Origin of the sequence: uncultured Gilvimarinus sp., assembly GCF_963972205.1 — a bacterium.
GTDB classification, from domain to species: Bacteria; Pseudomonadota; Gammaproteobacteria; order Pseudomonadales; family Cellvibrionaceae; genus Gilvimarinus; species Gilvimarinus japonicus.
On record NZ_CAXAUC010000007.1, the window covers coordinates 113,532 to 131,954 of the forward strand.

General features: G+C 54.3%; 14 protein-coding genes. 8 read left to right on the plus strand and 6 right to left on the minus strand.

Annotation, left to right across the window (positions count from 1 at the left end):
* Window positions 1–89: 89 nt before the first annotated feature.
* Entirely contained in the window at window positions 90–911 is an 822-nt protein-coding gene (gene proC, locus AACY82_RS11970; protein ID WP_339617055.1) for a pyrroline-5-carboxylate reductase, read from the minus strand.
* A gap of 16 nt (window positions 912–927) precedes the next feature.
* Window positions 928–1,611, minus strand: a complete 684-nt coding sequence (locus AACY82_RS11975; protein ID WP_339617056.1) for a YggS family pyridoxal phosphate-dependent enzyme — start codon at window positions 1,609–1,611, stop codon at window positions 928–930.
* Window positions 1,612–1,720: 109 nt separating this feature from the next.
* Between AACY82_RS11975 and AACY82_RS11980 the strand changes: the two genes are divergently transcribed.
* The gene (locus AACY82_RS11980) at window positions 1,721–2,755 is read left to right on the plus strand and encodes a type IV pilus twitching motility protein PilT (protein ID WP_339617057.1); all 1,035 of its coding nucleotides are present in this window, start codon (window positions 1,721–1,723) and stop codon (window positions 2,753–2,755) included.
* An 82-nt stretch (window positions 2,756–2,837) separates the two neighbouring features.
* Window positions 2,838–3,983, plus strand: coding sequence for a PilT/PilU family type 4a pilus ATPase (locus tag AACY82_RS11985; RefSeq protein WP_339617058.1), 1,146 nt, complete (start codon window positions 2,838–2,840; stop codon window positions 3,981–3,983).
* 69 nt (window positions 3,984–4,052) lie between these two features.
* On the opposite strand, the gene ruvX is transcribed toward AACY82_RS11985, so the two are convergent.
* From ruvX to gshB, 4 genes are all read right to left on the minus strand, one after another.
* Window positions 4,053–4,499 carry a Holliday junction resolvase RuvX gene (gene ruvX, locus AACY82_RS11990; protein WP_339617059.1) on the minus strand — a complete coding sequence of 149 codons (447 nt, stop codon included), beginning with the start codon at window positions 4,497–4,499 and terminating at the stop codon, window positions 4,053–4,055.
* Window positions 4,492–5,088: a YqgE/AlgH family protein gene (locus AACY82_RS11995; protein ID WP_339617060.1), complete on the minus strand. Its 597-nt coding sequence runs from the start codon at window positions 5,086–5,088 to the stop codon at window positions 4,492–4,494. The genes ruvX and AACY82_RS11995 overlap by 8 nt, the downstream gene beginning before the upstream one ends.
* 61 nt (window positions 5,089–5,149) lie before the next feature.
* Window positions 5,150–6,055: an energy transducer TonB gene (locus tag AACY82_RS12000; RefSeq protein ID WP_339617061.1), complete on the minus strand. Its 906-nt coding sequence runs from the start codon at window positions 6,053–6,055 to the stop codon at window positions 5,150–5,152.
* A 2-nt stretch (window positions 6,056–6,057) separates the two neighbouring features.
* A complete protein-coding gene (gene gshB / locus AACY82_RS12005; protein WP_339617062.1) occupies window positions 6,058–7,020 on the minus strand; it encodes a glutathione synthase in 963 nt (320 codons plus the stop codon).
* Between the two features lie 317 nt (window positions 7,021–7,337).
* Between gshB and pilG the strand changes: the two genes are divergently transcribed.
* From pilG to AACY82_RS12035, 6 genes are all read left to right on the plus strand, one after another.
* Window positions 7,338–7,733: a twitching motility response regulator PilG gene (pilG, locus tag AACY82_RS12010; protein ID WP_339617064.1), complete on the plus strand. Its 396-nt coding sequence runs from the start codon at window positions 7,338–7,340 to the stop codon at window positions 7,731–7,733.
* Between the two features lie 58 nt (window positions 7,734–7,791).
* Entirely contained in the window at window positions 7,792–8,154 is a 363-nt protein-coding gene (gene pilH, locus AACY82_RS12015; RefSeq protein WP_339617065.1) for a twitching motility response regulator PilH, read from the plus strand.
* Between the two features lie 83 nt (window positions 8,155–8,237).
* Entirely contained in the window at window positions 8,238–8,783 is a 546-nt protein-coding gene (locus AACY82_RS12020; protein ID WP_339617066.1) for a chemotaxis protein CheW, read from the plus strand.
* Window positions 8,784–8,948: 165 nt separating this feature from the next.
* Window positions 8,949–11,180 carry a methyl-accepting chemotaxis protein gene (locus tag AACY82_RS12025; protein ID WP_339617067.1) on the plus strand — a complete coding sequence of 744 codons (2,232 nt, stop codon included), beginning with the start codon at window positions 8,949–8,951 and terminating at the stop codon, window positions 11,178–11,180.
* Window positions 11,181–11,216: 36 nt separating this feature from the next.
* Window positions 11,217–12,080 carry a CheR family methyltransferase gene (locus AACY82_RS12030; protein WP_339617068.1) on the plus strand — a complete coding sequence of 288 codons (864 nt, stop codon included), beginning with the start codon at window positions 11,217–11,219 and terminating at the stop codon, window positions 12,078–12,080.
* 12 nt (window positions 12,081–12,092) lie between these two features.
* Window positions 12,093–18,419, plus strand: coding sequence for an Hpt domain-containing protein (locus tag AACY82_RS12035; protein ID WP_339617069.1), 6,327 nt, complete (start codon window positions 12,093–12,095; stop codon window positions 18,417–18,419).
* Window positions 18,420–18,423: the final 4 nt, after the last annotated feature.

Below are 18,423 nucleotides of genomic sequence, written 5' to 3' on the forward strand. Positions count from 1 at the left end.
CCTCGTAACGTGCTCAATAAGGGTAGATGCCGATGGTCATTATGCCTGATCGACTCCGGCAAATGTTGTCAGATGGGCCGCTGGCACTGTTAGCGGCCCGCCAGTTCGCGGGCTAGGGTTTCAGAGCGCGCCGCGCAATCGGCCATGGCGTTGCTCACTTGCTCGCGCAGGCCGCCTTGCTCAAAGCTTTGGATGGCCCGCTCGGTTGTTCCGCCCGGTGACATAACGCGTCGTTTTAACTCATCCACAGGCACCTCGGCTTTGCCCGCTAAGGTGGCCGCGCCGAGTGCCGTTTGTAGGGTGAGGGTGCGGGCAGACTCCGGCGCTAGCCCGAGCTTAACGCCGGCTTCGATCATCGCCTCCATAAACAAAAAGTAGTAGGCCGGGCCCGAGCCCGAGACGGCCGTCACGGCGTGCATAAGCGCTTCATCTTCTACCCAAATAAAAAGCCCGGTGGCGCCCGCCAGCTGCTCGGCAAACGCTCGCTCGGCGGGGCTGACGTTAGCGTTGGCGTATAAGCCGCTGGCACCGGCCCCCACTTGAGAGGGCGTGTTGGGCATGCTGCGGACAATGGCTTTGTCGCCGCCGAGCCACTGATTGATGCTGTCGGCACTGATGCCGGCGGCGACCGATACGATCAGTTGCTGCTCTAGGGTGGGTTTGATGTCGTTGCAAAGATCTTGCAACATTTGTGGTTTAACAGCCAAGACGACGACGTCGGCCCAGCGGATGGCCTCGTCGTTATCGTCGCTTACGGCAATACCGAGGCGTTCGCTGGCGCTTGCCGCCGATTCTTTAGACCGTGTCGTGGCACGCACGGCCTGTGCCGGATAGCCCTGCTCTAGCAGGCCACTAATAATAGCGCCGGCCATGTTGCCGGCGCCGATAAAGACGATGTTTTTGCGGATCATGAGATCTCCTTAGGGGCTAGGCGCGCGGGCCAAAAATATCGGTGCCGATGCGGACAATGGTTGCGCCCTCGGCGATGGCATCTTCTAAGTCGCCTGACATACCCATCGACAGTGTGTCCAATGGGCAGGTAGGTTCGGCTTGTTGTAGTTGTGCCAGTGCGGCCGCGAGGCGGGCAAAGCTGGCGCGCGGGGGTTTATCGGGTGCGGGAATCGCCATCAGGCCGCGCAAGGCGATGTTGGGCAGTTGCGCCACCTGATGGGCCAGGGCGTTCAGCTCGGTTAAGTGAGCGCCGGATTTACTCGGCTCTTCGTCAATGTTCACCTGCAGACAAATATGCAGTGGCCCAAGTTGAGGGGGGCGCTGGTCATTTAAACGCTGGGCAACCTTTAACCGGTCGACACTGTGTACCCAACTAAAGCGCTCGGCAATGGCGCGGGTTTTGTTCGATTGTATCGGGCCGATAAAGTGCCATTCTAGCTCGTCGAGGTCGGCCAGCTGGTCTTGTTTGTCGAGCGCCTCTTGCAGGTAGTTCTCGCCAAAGCGTCGCGCCCCGGCTTGATACGCCCTGCGCAGTTGATCGGCCGGCTGGGTTTTGCTGACCGCTAGCAGGGCAACGTCAGAGGCGGAGCGGCCGTTGATTTCGGCGGCGCGCGCAATGCGGGCGGTGACATTGGCGAGCTTCTCGTCTATCTTGTGCATCTGGGCCTCGGGTCTGTGCCATCATGCCAATTGCGAATTTAGCCTTTGACGGCGCCCTCGCAGCACAATAGCATGACTAAAAACTGACAAAAATTAAGGGTTTTGCTGTATGGATATCACGGAGCTTCTCGCCTTTAGCGCCAAGCAGGGCGCTTCGGATTTGCACCTCTCGGCGGGCCTGCCGCCAATGATTCGCGTCGACGGCGACGTGCGTCGAATCAACCTGCCGCCGATGGAGCACAAGCAGGTGCACAGTTTGATCTACGAGATCATGAATGACAAGCAACGCAAGGATTTTGAAGAGTTTTTAGAAACTGACTTCTCGTTTGAGGTGCCTGGCGTTGCGCGCTTTCGGGTTAATGCGTTTAATCAAAACCGCGGCGCGGGTGCGGTATTTCGGACCATTCCCTCAAAAGTTTTAACCATGGAAGAGCTGGGTATGGGGCAGGTATTTCGCGATATTTGCGCGGTGCCCCGTGGCTTGGTGTTGGTTACCGGGCCTACGGGTTCGGGTAAGTCCACCACCCTGGCAGCGATGATGGATTATATTAACGACAATAAATACGAACACATTCTGACCATTGAAGACCCTATCGAGTTTGTGCACGAGAGTAAAAAGTGTCTGGTTAACCAGCGCGAAGTGCACCGTGATACCCACGGCTTTTCTGAGGCATTGCGCTCGGCCCTGCGGGAAGACCCGGACATTATTCTGGTGGGTGAGCTGCGGGATTTGGAAACCATTCGCTTGGCGCTGACGGCGGCTGAGACCGGTCACTTAGTGTTTGGTACTTTGCACACCACCAGTGCGGCAAAAACCATTGACCGGGTGGTGGACGTGTTTCCCGCGAACGAGAAGTCCATGGTGCGCTCGATGTTGTCGGAGTCGCTGCAAGCGGTGGTGTCGCAAACACTACTCAAGAAAAACGGCGGCGGCCGGGTGGCGGCGCACGAAATTATGCGCGGTACCTCGGCGATCCGTAACTTGATTCGCGAAGATAAAGTCGCCCAGATGTACTCGGCGATTCAGACCGGCGCTTCAGTGGGCATGCAGACGATGGATCAGTGCTTGGAAGATATGGTGGCCCGTCGGGTGATTAACCGTGACGTCGCCCGTGAAAAGGCCAAGATGCCAGAGAACTTTTAAGCGCTCACTGGCAGGTTGTATAAGGCAAGCGCCGCTTGCATGGCTATAGTGTAAGAATTTTAAAAATACGTAGGCACAGACTATGGATTTCGATCGATTACTGCAGCTGATGGTAGATAAAGGTGCATCGGATTTATTTATTACCGCCGGTGTTCCCCCTTCCATTAAATTGCATGGCAAGGTGGTGCCGGCCACCGCGACGGCGTTAACGCCGGAAAAAGTGCGCGAGCTGGTGTTGTCGGTGATGAACGAAAAACAACGCCGCGAGTTTTTGGATAATAAAGAGCTCAACTTTGCCATTAGTGCACGGGGTATTGGCCGGTTTCGGGCCAGTGCATTTTATCAGCGCAACTTGGCGGGCATGGTGCTGCGGCGTATCGAAACCACCATTCCCCGTATTGACGATTTGAACTTGCCAGATGTGATTAAAGATTTGGCGATGACCAAACGTGGTTTGGTCATGTTTGTGGGGGCAACGGGTACCGGTAAATCTACCTCGCTCGCCTCGATGATTGGCCACCGCAACCGCAACTCGAAAGGGCATATTATTTCCATCGAAGACCCAATTGAATTTATCCACCAGCACGAGGGCTGCATTATTACCCAGCGCGAGGTGGGTATTGATACCGACTCGTTTGAGATTGCGCTAAAAAATACGTTGCGTCAGGCGCCCGATGTTATTTTGATTGGTGAGGTCCGTTCGCGCGAAACGATGGAGCACGCCATCGCTTTTGCCGAGACTGGCCACTTGTGTCTGTGTACGCTGCACGCTAACAACTCTAACCAAGCGCTGGATCGGATTATTCACTTCTTTCCCGCCGATCGTCACCGCCAGTTGTGGATGGACTTGTCGCTTAACTTAAGAGGCATTGTGGCACAGCAGTTGATACCCACCCCCGACGGTCAAGGTCGGCGCGCCTGTTTGGAGGTGTTGCTGAATACGCCTCTGGCGTCTGACATGATTCGTAAAGGCGAGGTGAGCGACCTTAAAGAGCTGATGAAAAAATCCACTGAGCTGGGGATGCAGACGTTCGATCAGGCGCTGTACGCGCTCTATGATAATGGTGAAATTACCTACGAAGACGCTTTGTCTCACGCCGACTCGCCTAACGATTTGCGCTTGATGATTAAGCTTGGCTCCGAGACCGATGCGGCTTATCTATCGAACGCGGCCGATGGCTTGTCGATCGAGGAAGAGGACACGGGTCGCGGCGGACGGATGTTTTAAGCTTTAAAGAACGGAGAACGGAGAACGGAGAACGGAGAACGGAGAACGGAGAACGGAGAGCCGAAACCGTTACCCGTTCTCTTGGGGTTGGCCGTTTAACCAATCCTGCAAAATTATCCTCGCGGCGATCGCATCGACCGGATCGCTTTTGTAGTGGCGCGAACCGCCCTGCGCTAAATGTTCGCCTTTCGCTTCAAAGCTGCTCAGGCGTTCATCCACCATTTGAGTTTGCACGCCAAAGCGGCCGTGAAGACGGTTGGCAAATTTGCGCGCTCTGGGGCAAAGCTCGCTGTCACTGCCGTCCATGTTTAGCGGCAGCCCAACCAGTACTAAGTGTGGCTGCCATTCTTTCAGTAGCTTGCTGATCTCAACCCAGTTGGGAATACCGTCGCGCGCTTTTAATTGGGTTAGTGCGCGGGCGCTGTGGGTGAGCGTTTGGCCAATGGCCACACCGATATTTTTGGTGCCATAGTCAAAGCACAGTAACGTTTGTGATTTTGCGGATGGATCAGGCATGGCCGACGCTGTTAGAGATGAGGTTTAGGTCGATGCCTAAGTGTCGTGCCGCTGCGGCCCACCGTTGCTCGGTTGGGGTGTGAAATAAAATCTGCGGGTCGGCCGGCACCGTAAGCCATGCGTTGTCGGCAATTTCTTGTTCCAGTTGATCGTTGTCCCAGCCGGCGTAACCCAAAGTCACCAGGTAGTGTTCTGGCCCCTCGCCGTCGGCGAGTGATTTGAGAATATCGCTGGAGGCGGTCAGGCAGGTTTCGGGGCCAATCTCAATGGTCGATTGCCACTGTTTGCCTGTGTTTGGGTGAAGTATAAAGCCGCGTTCGGGGCTGACTGGGCCGCCGGCCAGTACTTGTGACTGTGCTGACGGGTCATCTTCGTTTAGCGATAGCTGCTGAAATATATCGCTCAGGGTTAAGGCGGAAGGGTGGTTGATCACCAGCCCCATGGCGCCATCGGCGTTGTGTTCACAAATATAGGTGACGCTGTGGGCGAAGGCAGGGTCGCTCATGCCGGGCATGGCGATCAAAAACTGGTTGCGCAGTGAGCCTAGCTCAAAGGCGTTAAGGTCGGGTCGAGCGTTGGGTGTATTCATGTTTCCAGTATTGGGGTGGCGAGGCCGAAACTCAAGCGTTGATTGCTGGCACCGGGTGTGATTAGCGATCAAGGTTGCGGGTGGATAGTCCGTCGATCTCAAACGACCAGGTGCGAATAATCACAAGCTGGTCGGTATCTTTACGAATCCCGGCGGGAAACGGCGCAAACGGTGCGGCCAATCGCACAATTTGCAGTGCCGCTTCATCCAGTAGCGAGACGCCGGATGACTCCAGTAGCGATAGATCGCGAATGGTGCCATTGGGGTTTAGGGTGACTGACAGCCGTAAATCGCCGGTTATCCGCTGGCGCAATGCTTGCTCGGGGTAGTTGTCATTGCCCACCTGCTCGATTTTGGCGCTCCAGTTGTGCAGATACTCGGCACCGGCGGAGCTGAGAGTGGCGACCGACGTAAGTCGTCTAATGCGCGGTCGCTTGGCGTACTCTTGCCGCTGGCGGTCGAGCTTTGCCTGTAGGCTGGCAATTTCGGGGGTGATAATCGGTTGTTCTTCAGGTAGACCTTGGCGCTCAATTTCCTCCTGTTGGCTCTCCTCGTCGGGGCGTCGAAGTTGTTGCCGCTTGGCTTCGGCGCTGGTAGTGATTACCTGGGTTTGTTGTTGGTTGCTGGGAGTGGCGGCTTGGGGCATCGGCGCCGGATTGACCTCGCGCACATCGGGGGCGGCAAAGTCGGCGTGGCGTTCGGTGGTGAGCTCGCGGCTTTGCTCCTCGGTGCCGCTCGCCTGTTGGTTGTGCTGGGCGAGAAACTCGGCGTCCTCCGGGGCTTGGTCGGATTTGTGGTTGGCCAAGGTGATCTCAAGGGTCGGTGCCAGCTTGTCCGGATCGGGCAGCTTAAACGTCAGGCCAAAAATAATCAGTGCGTGAGCAATAATCGCGATAAAAATCGTGAAACTTAAGCGATCGGTTGATTTAACGGAGGTATCGACCCCAACAGCAACATTGGACGCCATGATTAGCTTTGCTTCCGCCGCTTCAGTTCGGCCTCTAGGGCCAGCATCAGGCGCTCGCCAATGCGGGTATCGTAAGCTTTGTCGATCTCGCGCACGCACGTGGGGCTAGTGACATTGATCTCGGTTAAGTAGTCGCCGATGACGTCTAGTCCGACAAAATACAAGCCGCGCGCTTGGAGTTGCTCACTCACTTGGGCGACGATCCAATAGTCGCGCTCGGTGAGTGGTTGCGCTACGCCGCGACCACCGGCGGCCAGGTTGCCGCGGGTTTCGCCCTCGGCGGGAATACGCGCTAAAGCGTAGGGCACGGGCTCGCCTGCGACCACTAAAATACGTTTGTCGCCGTTGCTAATTTCGGGGATAAACTTCTGTGCCATCGTCAGTTGCTTGCCGTGTCCGGTTAGGGTCTCAAGGATCACGCCAACATTGGGATCGTCTTGTTTGCAGCGAAAGATACTGCTGCCGCCCATGCCGTCAAGCGGCTTAAAAATAACGTCGCGGTGCTCTTTGTGAAAGTTTTTCAGCTGATCCATATGGGCGCTGACGATCATCGGCGGGCAGCATTGGGGAAACTGCGTGGCGAACATCTTTTCGTTGCAGTCGCGCAGTGACCGGGGGTTGTTGGCCACCAAGGCGCCCTGACGCTCGGCCGCTTCTAGGATATAGGTGCTGTAGATGTAGTTGGTGTCAAACGGCGGATCTTTGCGCATCAAAATGACATCCAGCTCGCCAAGCGCGATATCGCTGGGTGGCTCTAGCTCGTACCAATGTTCCGCGTCGTCGTACACCTTGAGGCTGCGGGTGCGGCCGCGGGCGGTTTCGCGCTCTAAGTAGAGATCCTCGGGCTCCATATAAACCAGCTTCCAGCCACGCTCCTGGGCGGCCAGTAGTAGGGCCAAAGTGGTATCTTTGTAGTAGGTAATGTTCGCAATGGGGTCCATTACGACGCCAAGGGTTAGACTCATAGTGTCGGGCTCAATCTAGGGCAGCAATCTTGGGGTGCGGGGCTATACGCCGCGTCGCTAAGTTAACGGCTTGGCGTAGTTGGCGCAAGTGCTCGTTAACCATAATTGTAAGGAATATGAAACGCGGAAAAAGTAAAATTTTTGTATATATTCAGTGATTTATAGATAAACCTTAAAAACTATGTTAAAAATCTTGTCAGATAAATAAATCCGTAGAGCGGTTGCGGTCAGATTCAATGCGTACTATTGTGCCGTTGAAGTGTGAGCTGCGTCGCAATTTAGTCTTCTCTACAATAACAGCGCAAAGGTCAGCACCTATGGACGTGAGTTTAGAAAGTCTGAAAGTAATGGTGATCGACGACAGTAAAACGATTCGTCGCACCGCAGAGACGTTACTTAAAAAAGCCGGCTGTACTGTGATAACAGCAACGGATGGTTTTGACGCGCTCGCAAAAATCGCCGATTCACGGCCAGATATCATTTTTGTCGATATTATGATGCCGCGCCTCGATGGCTATCAGACCTGTGCGTTGATCAAGAATAATACCGAGTTCAAATCCACCCCCGTCATTATGTTGTCCAGTAAAGATGGATTGTTCGATAAGGCCAAGGGCCGAATCGTCGGGTCGGATCAGTATTTGACTAAGCCGTTTAGCAAAAGTGAGTTGCTTGGGGCGATAGAAGAGCACGTAAAACAGGCGCAGGCGTCGTAACGTCAGCCGCTAATAAAAAGTAATTATCTAAACAGCTAACTGCACAATTGGGGATCCTATGGCCAGAGTACTTATTATCGACGACTCGCCCACTGAAACTTATAAGCTGACCACCATGCTGGAGAAAAACGGCCATGCCGTGTTGACGGCACCCAATGGTGAAGAGGGTGTGGCACTGGCTAAAAAAGAGCTGCCAGATGTTGTCTTGATGGATATTGTGATGCCGGGCTTGAACGGCTTTCAGGCAACTCGCCAGCTGACCAAAGCTCCAGAGACCGCGAATATTCCCGTCATTATCGTTACCACCAAAGATCAGCAGACCGATCGTGTTTGGGGGATGCGTCAAGGTGCGCGCGCTTATTTGGCCAAGCCAATAACCGCAGAAGTCTTGATGGATTCGATCAGTGAGGTTATGGCCTGATCAATTGGGGTAGCAGCGCGCGCTAGGGCCTCCCTTGCTGTGCGCTGGAGTCGGACACAATAGATAAAACACGGACTCGGATCATGTCAGAGCAATCGAGCGCATTCACGGCACTGGCCAGCTTGGCCAGTAGTTGTCGGGCGGCAGCCAAAGGCTTGCCGGCCCAGATTGATGCGCGTCCACAGTGGAGCGGTATTGGTTTTACCTTGCTCGGCAGTCACTTTGTGGCGCCGATGGACGAGGTGTCCGAGATGCTCGAAGTTCCCAATTACACGCATTTGCCCGGTGTGCAATCCTGGGTGCGCGGTGTGGCGAACGTCCGTGGTCGGTTGCTTCCGCTGTTTGACTTGGCCGCCTTTTGCGGCGGCCGTTTAGTCGGGGGGCGCAAGCGCCGCCGCGTTTTGGTGCTCGAGACAGAAGCGTTGTACACAGGCCTGATCGTCGATCAGGTGTATGGCATGCAGCACTTTCCCGCCGATGAATTTTTGCCCAGCAATTCGGATTTAGTGGAGGGGTTGCTGCCCTATGCGCGCGGTAGTTATATCGCAGAGGACAATACGTGGAATGTATTTCGCCTCTCGATACTCGCGCAAGACCAGCGTTTTACAGATGCTGCAAAGGATATCTGAGGCGCTGGGCGTAATAAAATAAGCGGCGTTGCGCTGCGTAAAGATGCTTGTCATAGATTTATGTAATACCAGAAGAGGGACTTTTGGGGGTGGGCTCACAGAGTCGGTCCGAGTTTCTCAGCTAACAACGAACAACAATGATGCAGAGTCGGTCAGGAGTATGTAATGAAAACTGAGTCCAGAACTATTGCTGCGACGCTTAAGGGCAATCCTGCGATTGTCTTTGTAGGCGTCTTGCTAGTGGCGCTTATTATTGCCATGGCGGTGATCTTTACCATTGTCAATCGCGACAGTGATCGAGATGGCCTCTACGAGCAGCAGGCGGCGGAACTGCGGGCTCAGGCCTACCGGCTGACGTCGCTGGCGCGGGATGCCACCTCGGGCAATGAAGAGGCGTTTGACGAGCTGGCCACCGTGGTGGATACCATGAGCGCCACGTGGGATACGCTGCGCACCGCTGACCCCCGAACGCAAAAAGAGCTGAGCGATGAATTTGGCGCCTTTGGCTCGGTGTGGAAAGACATTAAAAGCAATGCCGAGTCGATCCTGGAAAACCAAGAGGCCATTGTTTTTATTAATCGCGTTGGTAACGATCTAAACAACAACCTGCCTACACTGCAGGCGCAGCACAGCAACATTGTAGAGATTCTACTAGAGGCAGGCGCACCTGCCGAGCAGGTATCACAAGCGCAGATGCAATCTTGGCGCGCCGAGCGTATCGGTCGAAACGTGGATAAAATGCTCCGTGGTGACGCCGACGCCGATAAGGCAGCCGATCAGTTCAACCTAGATGCTAACCTCTACGGACGTATGCTGGCGGCGATGCTCAACGGTGATGAGATGCTGGGCATTTCGCGGGTATCGGACCCAGATGCTCGCGCGAGCCTGGATGAAATTTCCCAGTTGTTTGATGGCGTTGGTAACTCGATTCGCGACATCTTTGAAGGTGCTCCGGCACTGTTCTCTGCGCGGCAGGCCGAAGAGGCAATTATCACCCAGACCCCAGCACTGCTGCAGGCGCTGAGTGATATCGCCGATAAAATCTCGATTCAGGCGACCGAGCGGCCACTGAACAATACCCTGTTGTTGATTATTGCCGGCTTAATTCTCGCCTGTTTGGCCTTTATCGGTATTTTGTTGTATCGCGGTACACGCCGTCGCTTGGCGGTAACCGCCGAGGCGAACGAGCGTAACCAAACGGCTATTTTGCGACTACTGGATGAACTTGCCGACCTGGCCGATGGTGACCTGACCACCACCGCTACGGTAACCGAGGATTTCACCGGGGCGATTGCTGACTCTATTAACTACACCATTGACCAGTTGCGGATTCTGGTAGCGCGAATCAACGAAACGGCCGTAAATGTATCGGCCGCCGCGCAAGAAACCCAGCAAACGGCACTGCACTTGGCCGAGGCCTCTGAACACCAGGCGCAAGAAATTGCCGGCGCATCGGCGGCGGTAAATGAAATGGCGGTGACCATTGACCAAGTATCGGCCAACGCCTCTGAATCGGCCGCGGTGGCAGAGCGCGCGGTATCGATCGCGAGCAACGGCGCCAAAGTGGTACAAAACACTATCCACGGGATGGACACCATTCGCGAGCAGATTCAAGACACCTCGAAGCGGATTAAGCGACTGGGTGAATCGTCACAGGAAATTGGTGACATCGTATCCTTGATTAACGACATTGCTGACCAAACGAACATCCTCGCACTTAACGCTGCGATTCAGGCCTCGATGGCCGGTGACGCAGGTCGAGGCTTTGCGGTGGTAGCGGATGAGGTACAGCGTCTTGCGGAACGTTCTGCGGCGGCAACCAAGCAGATTGAGGCGCTGGTTAAAACGATTCAGAACGATACCAACGAGGCGGTGATCTCGATGGAACAAACCACCTCTGAGGTGGTTCGCGGTGCTCGCTTGGCGCAAGACGCCGGTGTGGCACTGGAAGAGATCGAAGGCGTATCGACCTCGCTGGCGGAATTGATTCAAAACATTTCGAACGCCGCGCGCCAGCAGGCATCGTCTGCTGGTCACATTTCTAACACGATGAACGTGATTCAAGAGATCACCACGCAAACGTCAGCGGGTACCAGTGCCACGGCGCAGTCGATTGGTAATCTTGCGTCTATGGCGCTCGATCTGCGTGAATCGGTGGCGGGCTTTAAACTGCCGGAAGAAGATACCAGTGAGAGCGCAAGCTTTGATCACAGTGCCGAGTTTGCCAGCCTAGAGGCGGAGTCGGCCGATGTGCATACGCAGCCTCCCAGCGAGCTAAGTGATTACGAAGAGGTGGTTGATTTGGGTGAGGCGGATGTTGTCGACTTAAGTGATGAAGTAGACCTCGACATTGATATCGACGCTGATGACGATGACACCAATCGTCATCATGTGTAAGTCATATCGTTAACTAGCCTTGATGCGTCGTTAACTATGGGGTGGTCGCTACGGACTATAGTCGATCTCAGCGATAGCGAGTTCGAACAGTGGAGCAAGTTGCTGGAAGAACGCGCGGGCATTCAGCTAACGCTGGGGCAAAAGTCGCTGCTGCAGTCGCAACTTTCGATTCGTATGCGCGAGCTGGGTTACGAGCATTACAGCGATTATTATTCGCTGGTGACTGATGGCTTACAGGGGCGGTTAGAGTGGTCGATTTTAATCGACCGGGTGGCGGTAAAAGAAACGAGCTTTTTTCGCCACCGCCAGTCGTTTGAATATGTACGCCACTACTTGCAAGATAAAATTAATAATCGCCAGCTCAACGATAGTTTTGATGTCTGGAGCGTAGGTTGCTCTACCGGTGAAGAGCCTTATTCGCTGGCCATGGTCATCAACGATTGCTTTGAGTTGGCACAGCTCGAACCCTATTACGGCATTACGTCGTTGGACATTAGCTCCACAGCATTAGCCAAAGCGCGTTTAGGGCGCTACTTGCCACGTGCTATAGAGCAAATGACCACCGAAGAGGCGCGACGCTATTGCACCTTATGTAACGATGGCAACTACGAGATTGTGCGCAAGTTGCGAGATCGGATTTGTTTTACCCACGGCAATATTTTGCAGGTGAGTGAAATCCCTAATGTGCCCATGGATGTGGTGTTTTGCCAGAATCTATTGGTTTATTTTCGTCGCTGGTTGCGGCGCGATATTCTCAATAGTCTTGCTGGTCGGCTTAAGCCGGGTGGTCTGCTGGTGGTAGGTCTTGGCGAGGTAATGGATTGGGAGCACCCTGAAATGAAACGGGTAGCAGACGATAAAATCCAGGCTTACATTCGGGTCGAGCAAAAACAACAATGAGGAAGGCGCTAGATGGCTGACAATCGCAACTTTGCGGCTCTCGACTGGGTTATTCATGAAATAGCCGAGACCTTGAAGCAAGCGCGACAATCGCTCGAGTCTTACGTACAAGATACCAACGATAAGGCGCGTCTGCGCTTTTGCTTGACGCATATCCATCAAGTGCGCGGCAGTTTGCAGATGGTGGAGTTTCACGGTGCAGCAATGCTCGCCGAAGAGATGGAGCAGCTCACCCAGGCACTGATTAATGGCGCTGTGGCCAATACCGGCGAAGGCCAAGAAGTGCTAATGCGCGCTATCTTGCAGTTTCCGGTCTACCTCAACCAAGTAAAAGTAAGCCGCAACGACAACCCCTTAGTGGTGTTGCCACTGTTAAACGATCTGCGCACCGTGCGCGGCGAAAGCCTGTTGTCGGATACCAATTTATTTATGCCCGACATGACGCCTGTGCGCCAAGTATCGGGCGAGCGTATGCCGCTCACGGCGGACGATGCGCAATTTATCGCGACTGCAAAAAAGTTGCGGCAAATGTATCAATACGCCGCCGCAGGGTTTATTAAATCCGTTAATCCGGATGAGAATCTTGCCTACCTTAGTAAAGTGTTTTCCCGCCTCTACCGCCTTACCTCAGGCACAGCGCGGCAGCCATTGTGGTTGATCGCTCAGGCATTGGCCGAAGCGCTGGAGATGGACGCAATTGAATCCAGCGTTTCGATTAAAAACTTGCTGCGTAAGCTCGATCGCGAAATCAAAATATTAGTGCTCCAGGGCGTTTCGGCACTGGACAGCTTCAGCGACGAAGAGCTGATTAAAAACCTGCTTTATTATGTCGCCCGCTCGGGTAAACACACGCCCAGTTTTGCCGCCGGCTCTAAGCTCAAACAAGTGTATGAGCTGTATCAACTAGACCGGGCACTGCTTGAGGGTAAAGAGCAAGGTGACAGTCAGGATATATTATCAAGCCCCGACCCAGAGGCTATGCGCTCGGTGGTTACAGCCCTAAAAGTAGAGCTGGAAGGCGTTAAGCGTGCGTTGGATACTTGTTTATCGGGCGCGGATTCTCAGCAGCCGCTTGCCGATGCCGTTGGTATACTTAAACGCGTTGGCGACACCATGGCCGTGCTGGGTATCGGTGATTTGCGCCGCTCGGTTATTGAACAAAGCGCCGCCCTTGAGCTGGCCATGACTTCATCTACCGGCTTGTCCGACGAGCAGTTGATTGGCGTTGCAAATCGCGTTATCGATATTGAGGGCGAACTGGACGTGTTGGCCTCTAACGCGGGTAAAAGCGTTGCGAAACAGGTAAAAGATCAAGCGGGCATGACCTTGTCAGACGCTAAGGCGTCGGTGATGCGTGAGTCGCGCAACGGGCTTGAGCACGCTAAAGATGCCATCGTCGAGTACATTGCCTCGCAGTGGAATCGCGACCATTTAAATAATGTACCGCAAATGCTGCGCGATATTCGCGGTAGCCTAGAAATGATTCCGCTGCCTCGTCCAGCGAGAATTTTGGGCGCGTGTGCGCGCTATATTGAAGAGCAATTACAACAGCAAGAACAAAAGCCCGAGTGGACGACGCTAGACACCTTAGCTGATGCCATTACCAGCGTGGAATATTATTTAGAACGCTTAGGTGGCGAAAGCAGCGAAGAAGAGAACGAGCTGCTGTTAATGGTTGCCGAGGAAAGCGTGGAGCAACTGGGATACGCTGTGACCCAATACTCTGGCCGATCTCAGACGCCTAATGCCAGTGTAGACGATGCGGAACCGGAATCGTTGCCTGTCGCTGAGTCCCCACAAGCGCATACCGACGATGCCGACTCGTTATTGCTTCAAAGTGCTTATGCACAAGCTCTGGATAGCAACGCTGGTACGGCTGATGAGCCCGATGTAAACATCGATTACGTGGAGTCAGACAGTGAGCAGGCAGAAGAAAGCGCCGCTGATGAGGCCACTGTCGATCTCGAACCGGTTATTGTCGAGCATGAGAGCGAAATACCTGCGGCTGCAGAAGAAGACATTACGATTGACGACGAGGTCGTTGACGACGAAATTCTTGAAATATTTATCGAAGAGGCGGGTGAAGTAAGCGAGGCCATCGCGGAATTCTTCCCACAGTGGGCGCAGAATTTTGAAGACACCGATTCGCTAACAGAGTTTCGGCGTGCCTTTCACACCTTAAAAGGTAGCGGCCGTATGGTGGGCGCCAGTGATATTGGTGAGCTCGCTTGGTCGGTTGAAAATATGCTCAACCGGGTGATCGACGACACGATCGTACCGGCCCAGCCTCACGTTATTTTTATTGAAAACGTGCGACTTAAACTGCCGGCTATGATTGATGCTTTTGCGGCGCGCGAACCGACCCCGGATCGTGATGGTGTTCATCATCTGCGCGAACAAGGTGAAGCTTTGGCTCGGGGCGAAGTGCCTTACGATTTAAAGCCGCTTGAGGAAGAGATCGAGCTAGCCGCAACAGTTGAGGTAGAGACAGAGGCGGCAGAGGGCGATGTAACCCCCGAAGAACTGACTACTGCGGGCAGTGTTTCGGGCGCCCAGAACCTCGATGATGACGATTCGGCCGATACCGATGACGGCCAGTTATGGCATATATTTGGTGCCGAAGCACTGGCACACTTGGAAATTGTCGAGCAGTACATCGAGCGTATGGAGCAGGCGCGCCCGCTGTTTGAACCCCCCAGCGACGATATGCAGCGTGCGTTGCACACCTTAAAAGGCAGCGCGCATATGGCGGAAGTGACGCCAATTGCAGAGCTTGCCACGCCGCTGGAAAAGTTTGTTAAAGAGTTGCGCAGTTACCAAGTTAATATCAATGACGACATTTTACAGTTGCTGCGCGATGGCGTGAGTTATACCCGCTCTGCCTTAGAGGATATTGATCGGCAACGCGAACTCATGATCCCGCGCTTAGATCAATACCTCGCTCGGGTACATGAATTACGGGAACTATACGTTGCGCCATTGGCGCAATTACAGCAGGCCGATGCTGGCGGTAAGCACCCGGTTGACCCGGAGTTGTTAGAAATATTTATGGCTGAGGAGATGAATTTACTCCTGGATGCCGATCAACTTATTGATGCCTGGCAACAAAGCCCCGAAGATATTGCACAGTTGCAGCCGATTATTAACGAGTTAAAAAATCTTACGCGTGGCGCGGCGCACGCTAATTTACCCCCGATGGCGAGCTTGGGCGATAAATTGCACCAAGTATATCAACGTATTGTGGCGGGTGAACTCAATTGCGAGCCGCTCCTGTGCGAGGAGCTTATAAGAGTGCACACCGCGCTACTGGACATGGTTGACGCCATTGCCGCGGGGCAAAATTTACAGCCAATTCCTCCCGATGTAGATGCTGTATTGTCAGGGCTACTTGACGGTGCGGCGCCAAGAGATAGCTTGTTGGCCGAAGCCGAAGCCGAAGCCGAAGCCGAAGCCGAAGCCGAAGCCGAAGCCGAGCCCGAAACGGAAGTGATGGATAGCCAGGCAACGCTGGCCGCCAGTGATGATGTGGATGTCGCCCTCACCACTGATGGTGACGTTACCGATGACGTAGAGCTGGCGGCCGACGCCGTCGATAATCAGGCAAATGAGAATATTGCCGGCGCGGATGAGCCGGCGTTCGATGCATCACTTGAATTCGATGCCGAGGTACCCGATACAACTATCGTCGATGAGGTTGACGATACCGCTTACGCCTTGCCCGAGGATATTGACGAGCAAGAGCCAGCTGAGTCGCTTAATGAGAACCTGGATGCCGATGTCGTCGAGGAGCCTGAATCAACGCTGCCAGGTGACGCTGATGAGGCTGAAGAATCAGAGCCGCTAGCGTCAGGGTTAGCGAATACCGACTATGCCGCCGAGATTGAGATTGAAGATGAGCTCGATCAGGAGATTCTCGAAATCTTTATGGAGGAGGCCGGCGAGCTGAGCGAAGACATCGAACGTTCAATGCACGACTGGCAAGATGACTGGGGAAACACCGAGTGCGTTGAAGAGTTAAAACGCAGCCTACATACCCTTAAAGGCGGTGCACGCTTGGCCGGCCTTAATGAGCTCGGGGATTTAACCCACGACTTTGAAACCTTGGTCATTGATTTAAATATCGATGCTATGGATCAGGCAACATTTACTAAGTTGGTGCATTACCAAGATCAAATCCACCACTGTATTCAAGTGGTGCAAGCCAAGCTTCACGGCACGGCTGTTCCTGAGAAGCCTGCCGCTCCTGTTGCTGAGGTTGAGGAGCCTACGCAGGCTGCGACGGATCAGCAAGACTCTGCGCCAGAGCATGATGCGAGCTCTGCGGAAGATGCCGCCCCAGACCCATCGCAAACGAGCGAGCCGGCAAACATCTTACCGTTTGCGCCAAAAGTTAAGCCTCCGGTCAAATCGGGATCGACCGGCCCGGCGCCAATAGGTGGCGGTGGGCCAGTGGCCACACCCGGCGCGCAAGCGCAGCATTTGGCGGCCAAGCGCAGTGGTCCACAAGAGGTTGTTAAAGTCTCGGCGGAGCTTCTGGAGGAGCTGGTAAACCTTGCTGGTGAAACTTCGATTGCCCGCGCGCGTATCGAAGAACAAGTGGGTGACACCGGTGTCGCGCTGGACGAAATGGACGCGACCATTGAGCGTCTGCAAGAGCAGCTGCGCCGCCTCGATATCGAAACCGAAGCCCAGATTTTATTCCGTCAAGAGCAGATGGCTGCCCATGACGAGTTTGACCCGCTAGAAATGGACCGTTACTCGGCCCTGCAACAGCTTTCGCGTTCACTGGTAGAGTCCGCCTCGGACTTGCTGGATTTGCGCATGACCCTCGTGGATAAAAACCGCGATACAGAAACGCTACTGTTGCAGCAGTCGCGTATTAACACTGACTTGCAAGAAGGCTTAATGCGCTCGCGCATGGTGCCTTTTGCGCGGTTGGTGCCAAGGTTGCGCCGGATTGTGCGGCAAGCGGCTAACGAGCTGGGTAAAGAGGTCAGTTTCGAGCTCGATAATGTAGAGGGCGAATTGGACCGCTCGGTACTGGAGCGAATGATTGCGCCGCTGGAGCACATGCTGCGCAACGCTGTCGATCACGGTATTGAGCCTATCGAAGAGCGCCGCGATAGCGGCAAAAGTGATGTCGGTGTTATCTCGCTCAATTTATCCCGTGAAGGTGGCGATGTAGTGCTGCGGCTAGTGGACGACGGGCGCGGTATTAACTTAGATAAAGTGCGAGCCAAAGCAGTCGAACGGGGTTTGATGACCGAAGGCGCGCAGCTATCCGACCAAGACGTCATGCAATTTATTTTGCATGCGGGCTTCAGTACGGCGGATAAGGTGACGCAAATTTCCGGTCGTGGTGTTGGGATGGACGTGGTTCACTCCGAGATCAAGCAGCTGGGCGGCTCCATGTTTATCAACTCTCACTGGGGGCAGGGCACAGAGTTTACGGTACGCCTACCGTTTACTGTGTCGGTAAACCGCGCCTTGATGGTACAGATTGGCGATGACCTTTACGCTATTCCGCTGAATACTATTGAGGGTATTGTGCGGGTTAGCCCGTTTGAGTTAGAGCATTACTATCAGGATGAGCAAGCGCGCTTTGAGTACGCCGGCGAGAATTATCTCGTGCGCTACTTGGGTTCGCTGCTCGATAGCGACTCGCTGCCTAAGTTGGATGGTCAGGCACTGCCGTTGCCTATTGTGTTGGTGCGCAGCGCCGAAAACACCATGGCTCTGCAGGTTGATAAGCTGTTGGGTAGCCGCGAGATCGTGGTAAAAACCTTGGGTGCACAGTTTAGTAAAGTGCGCGGCGTGTCGGGCGCGACGGTGATGGGGGATGGCTCTGTTGTGGTTATTCTCGACTTGCACGCGCTGATTCGTGAGCAAATGGCACTGGGCTTGGCTGAGTCAACTTTGCTAGAGCCGTTTGCGCAGTCGGTAGCCGCTGACAGAGAAGACGACGAAAAAACCGTTATGGTGGTGGATGACTCGGTTACCGTGCGCAAGGTTACAGGGCGCTTTTTGGAGCGCGAAGGCTACCGGGTCGTGACCGCAAAAGATGGTGCCGAAGCCATCTTGTTACTGCAAGACAGCATTCCCGATGTGATGTTGCTGGATATCGAAATGCCGCGTATGGATGGCTTTGAGGTGGCTAAGAACATTCGCACTAGCTCGCGCCTAAAGCACTTGCCGATTATTATGATTACCTCGCGTACCGGCGATAAGCACCGCGAGCGGGCCCTGGATTTGGGCGTTAACCGCTACATGGGTAAGCCTTACCAAGAAGATATTTTGCTCAATAATATTCAAGAACTGATCGAAGAGCAGGACGCGTAGTCGC

Bases quoted from the DNA above. Each gene is read 5' to 3' on its own strand.
- proC (WP_339617055.1), bottom strand. From the start codon at position 911: ATGATCCGCAAAAACATCGTCTTTATCGGCGCCGGCAACATGGCCGGC.
- AACY82_RS11975 (WP_339617056.1), bottom strand. From the start codon at position 1,611: ATGCACAAGATAGACGAGAAGCTCGCCAATGTCACCGCCCGCATTGCG.
- AACY82_RS11980 (WP_339617057.1), top strand. From the start codon at position 1,721: ATGGATATCACGGAGCTTCTCGCCTTTAGCGCCAAGCAGGGCGCTTCG.
- AACY82_RS11985 (WP_339617058.1), top strand. From the start codon at position 2,838: ATGGATTTCGATCGATTACTGCAGCTGATGGTAGATAAAGGTGCATCG.
- ruvX (WP_339617059.1), bottom strand. From the start codon at position 4,499: ATGCCTGATCCATCCGCAAAATCACAAACGTTACTGTGCTTTGACTAT.
- AACY82_RS11995 (WP_339617060.1), bottom strand. From the start codon at position 5,088: ATGAATACACCCAACGCTCGACCCGACCTTAACGCCTTTGAGCTAGGC.
- AACY82_RS12000 (WP_339617061.1), bottom strand. From the start codon at position 6,055: ATGGCGTCCAATGTTGCTGTTGGGGTCGATACCTCCGTTAAATCAACC.
- gshB (WP_339617062.1), bottom strand. From the start codon at position 7,020: ATGAGTCTAACCCTTGGCGTCGTAATGGACCCCATTGCGAACATTACC.
- pilG (WP_339617064.1), top strand. From the start codon at position 7,338: ATGGACGTGAGTTTAGAAAGTCTGAAAGTAATGGTGATCGACGACAGT.
- pilH (WP_339617065.1), top strand. From the start codon at position 7,792: ATGGCCAGAGTACTTATTATCGACGACTCGCCCACTGAAACTTATAAG.
- AACY82_RS12020 (WP_339617066.1), top strand. From the start codon at position 8,238: ATGTCAGAGCAATCGAGCGCATTCACGGCACTGGCCAGCTTGGCCAGT.
- AACY82_RS12025 (WP_339617067.1), top strand. From the start codon at position 8,949: ATGAAAACTGAGTCCAGAACTATTGCTGCGACGCTTAAGGGCAATCCT.
- AACY82_RS12030 (WP_339617068.1), top strand. From the start codon at position 11,217: ATGGGGTGGTCGCTACGGACTATAGTCGATCTCAGCGATAGCGAGTTC.
- AACY82_RS12035 (WP_339617069.1), top strand. From the start codon at position 12,093: ATGGCTGACAATCGCAACTTTGCGGCTCTCGACTGGGTTATTCATGAA.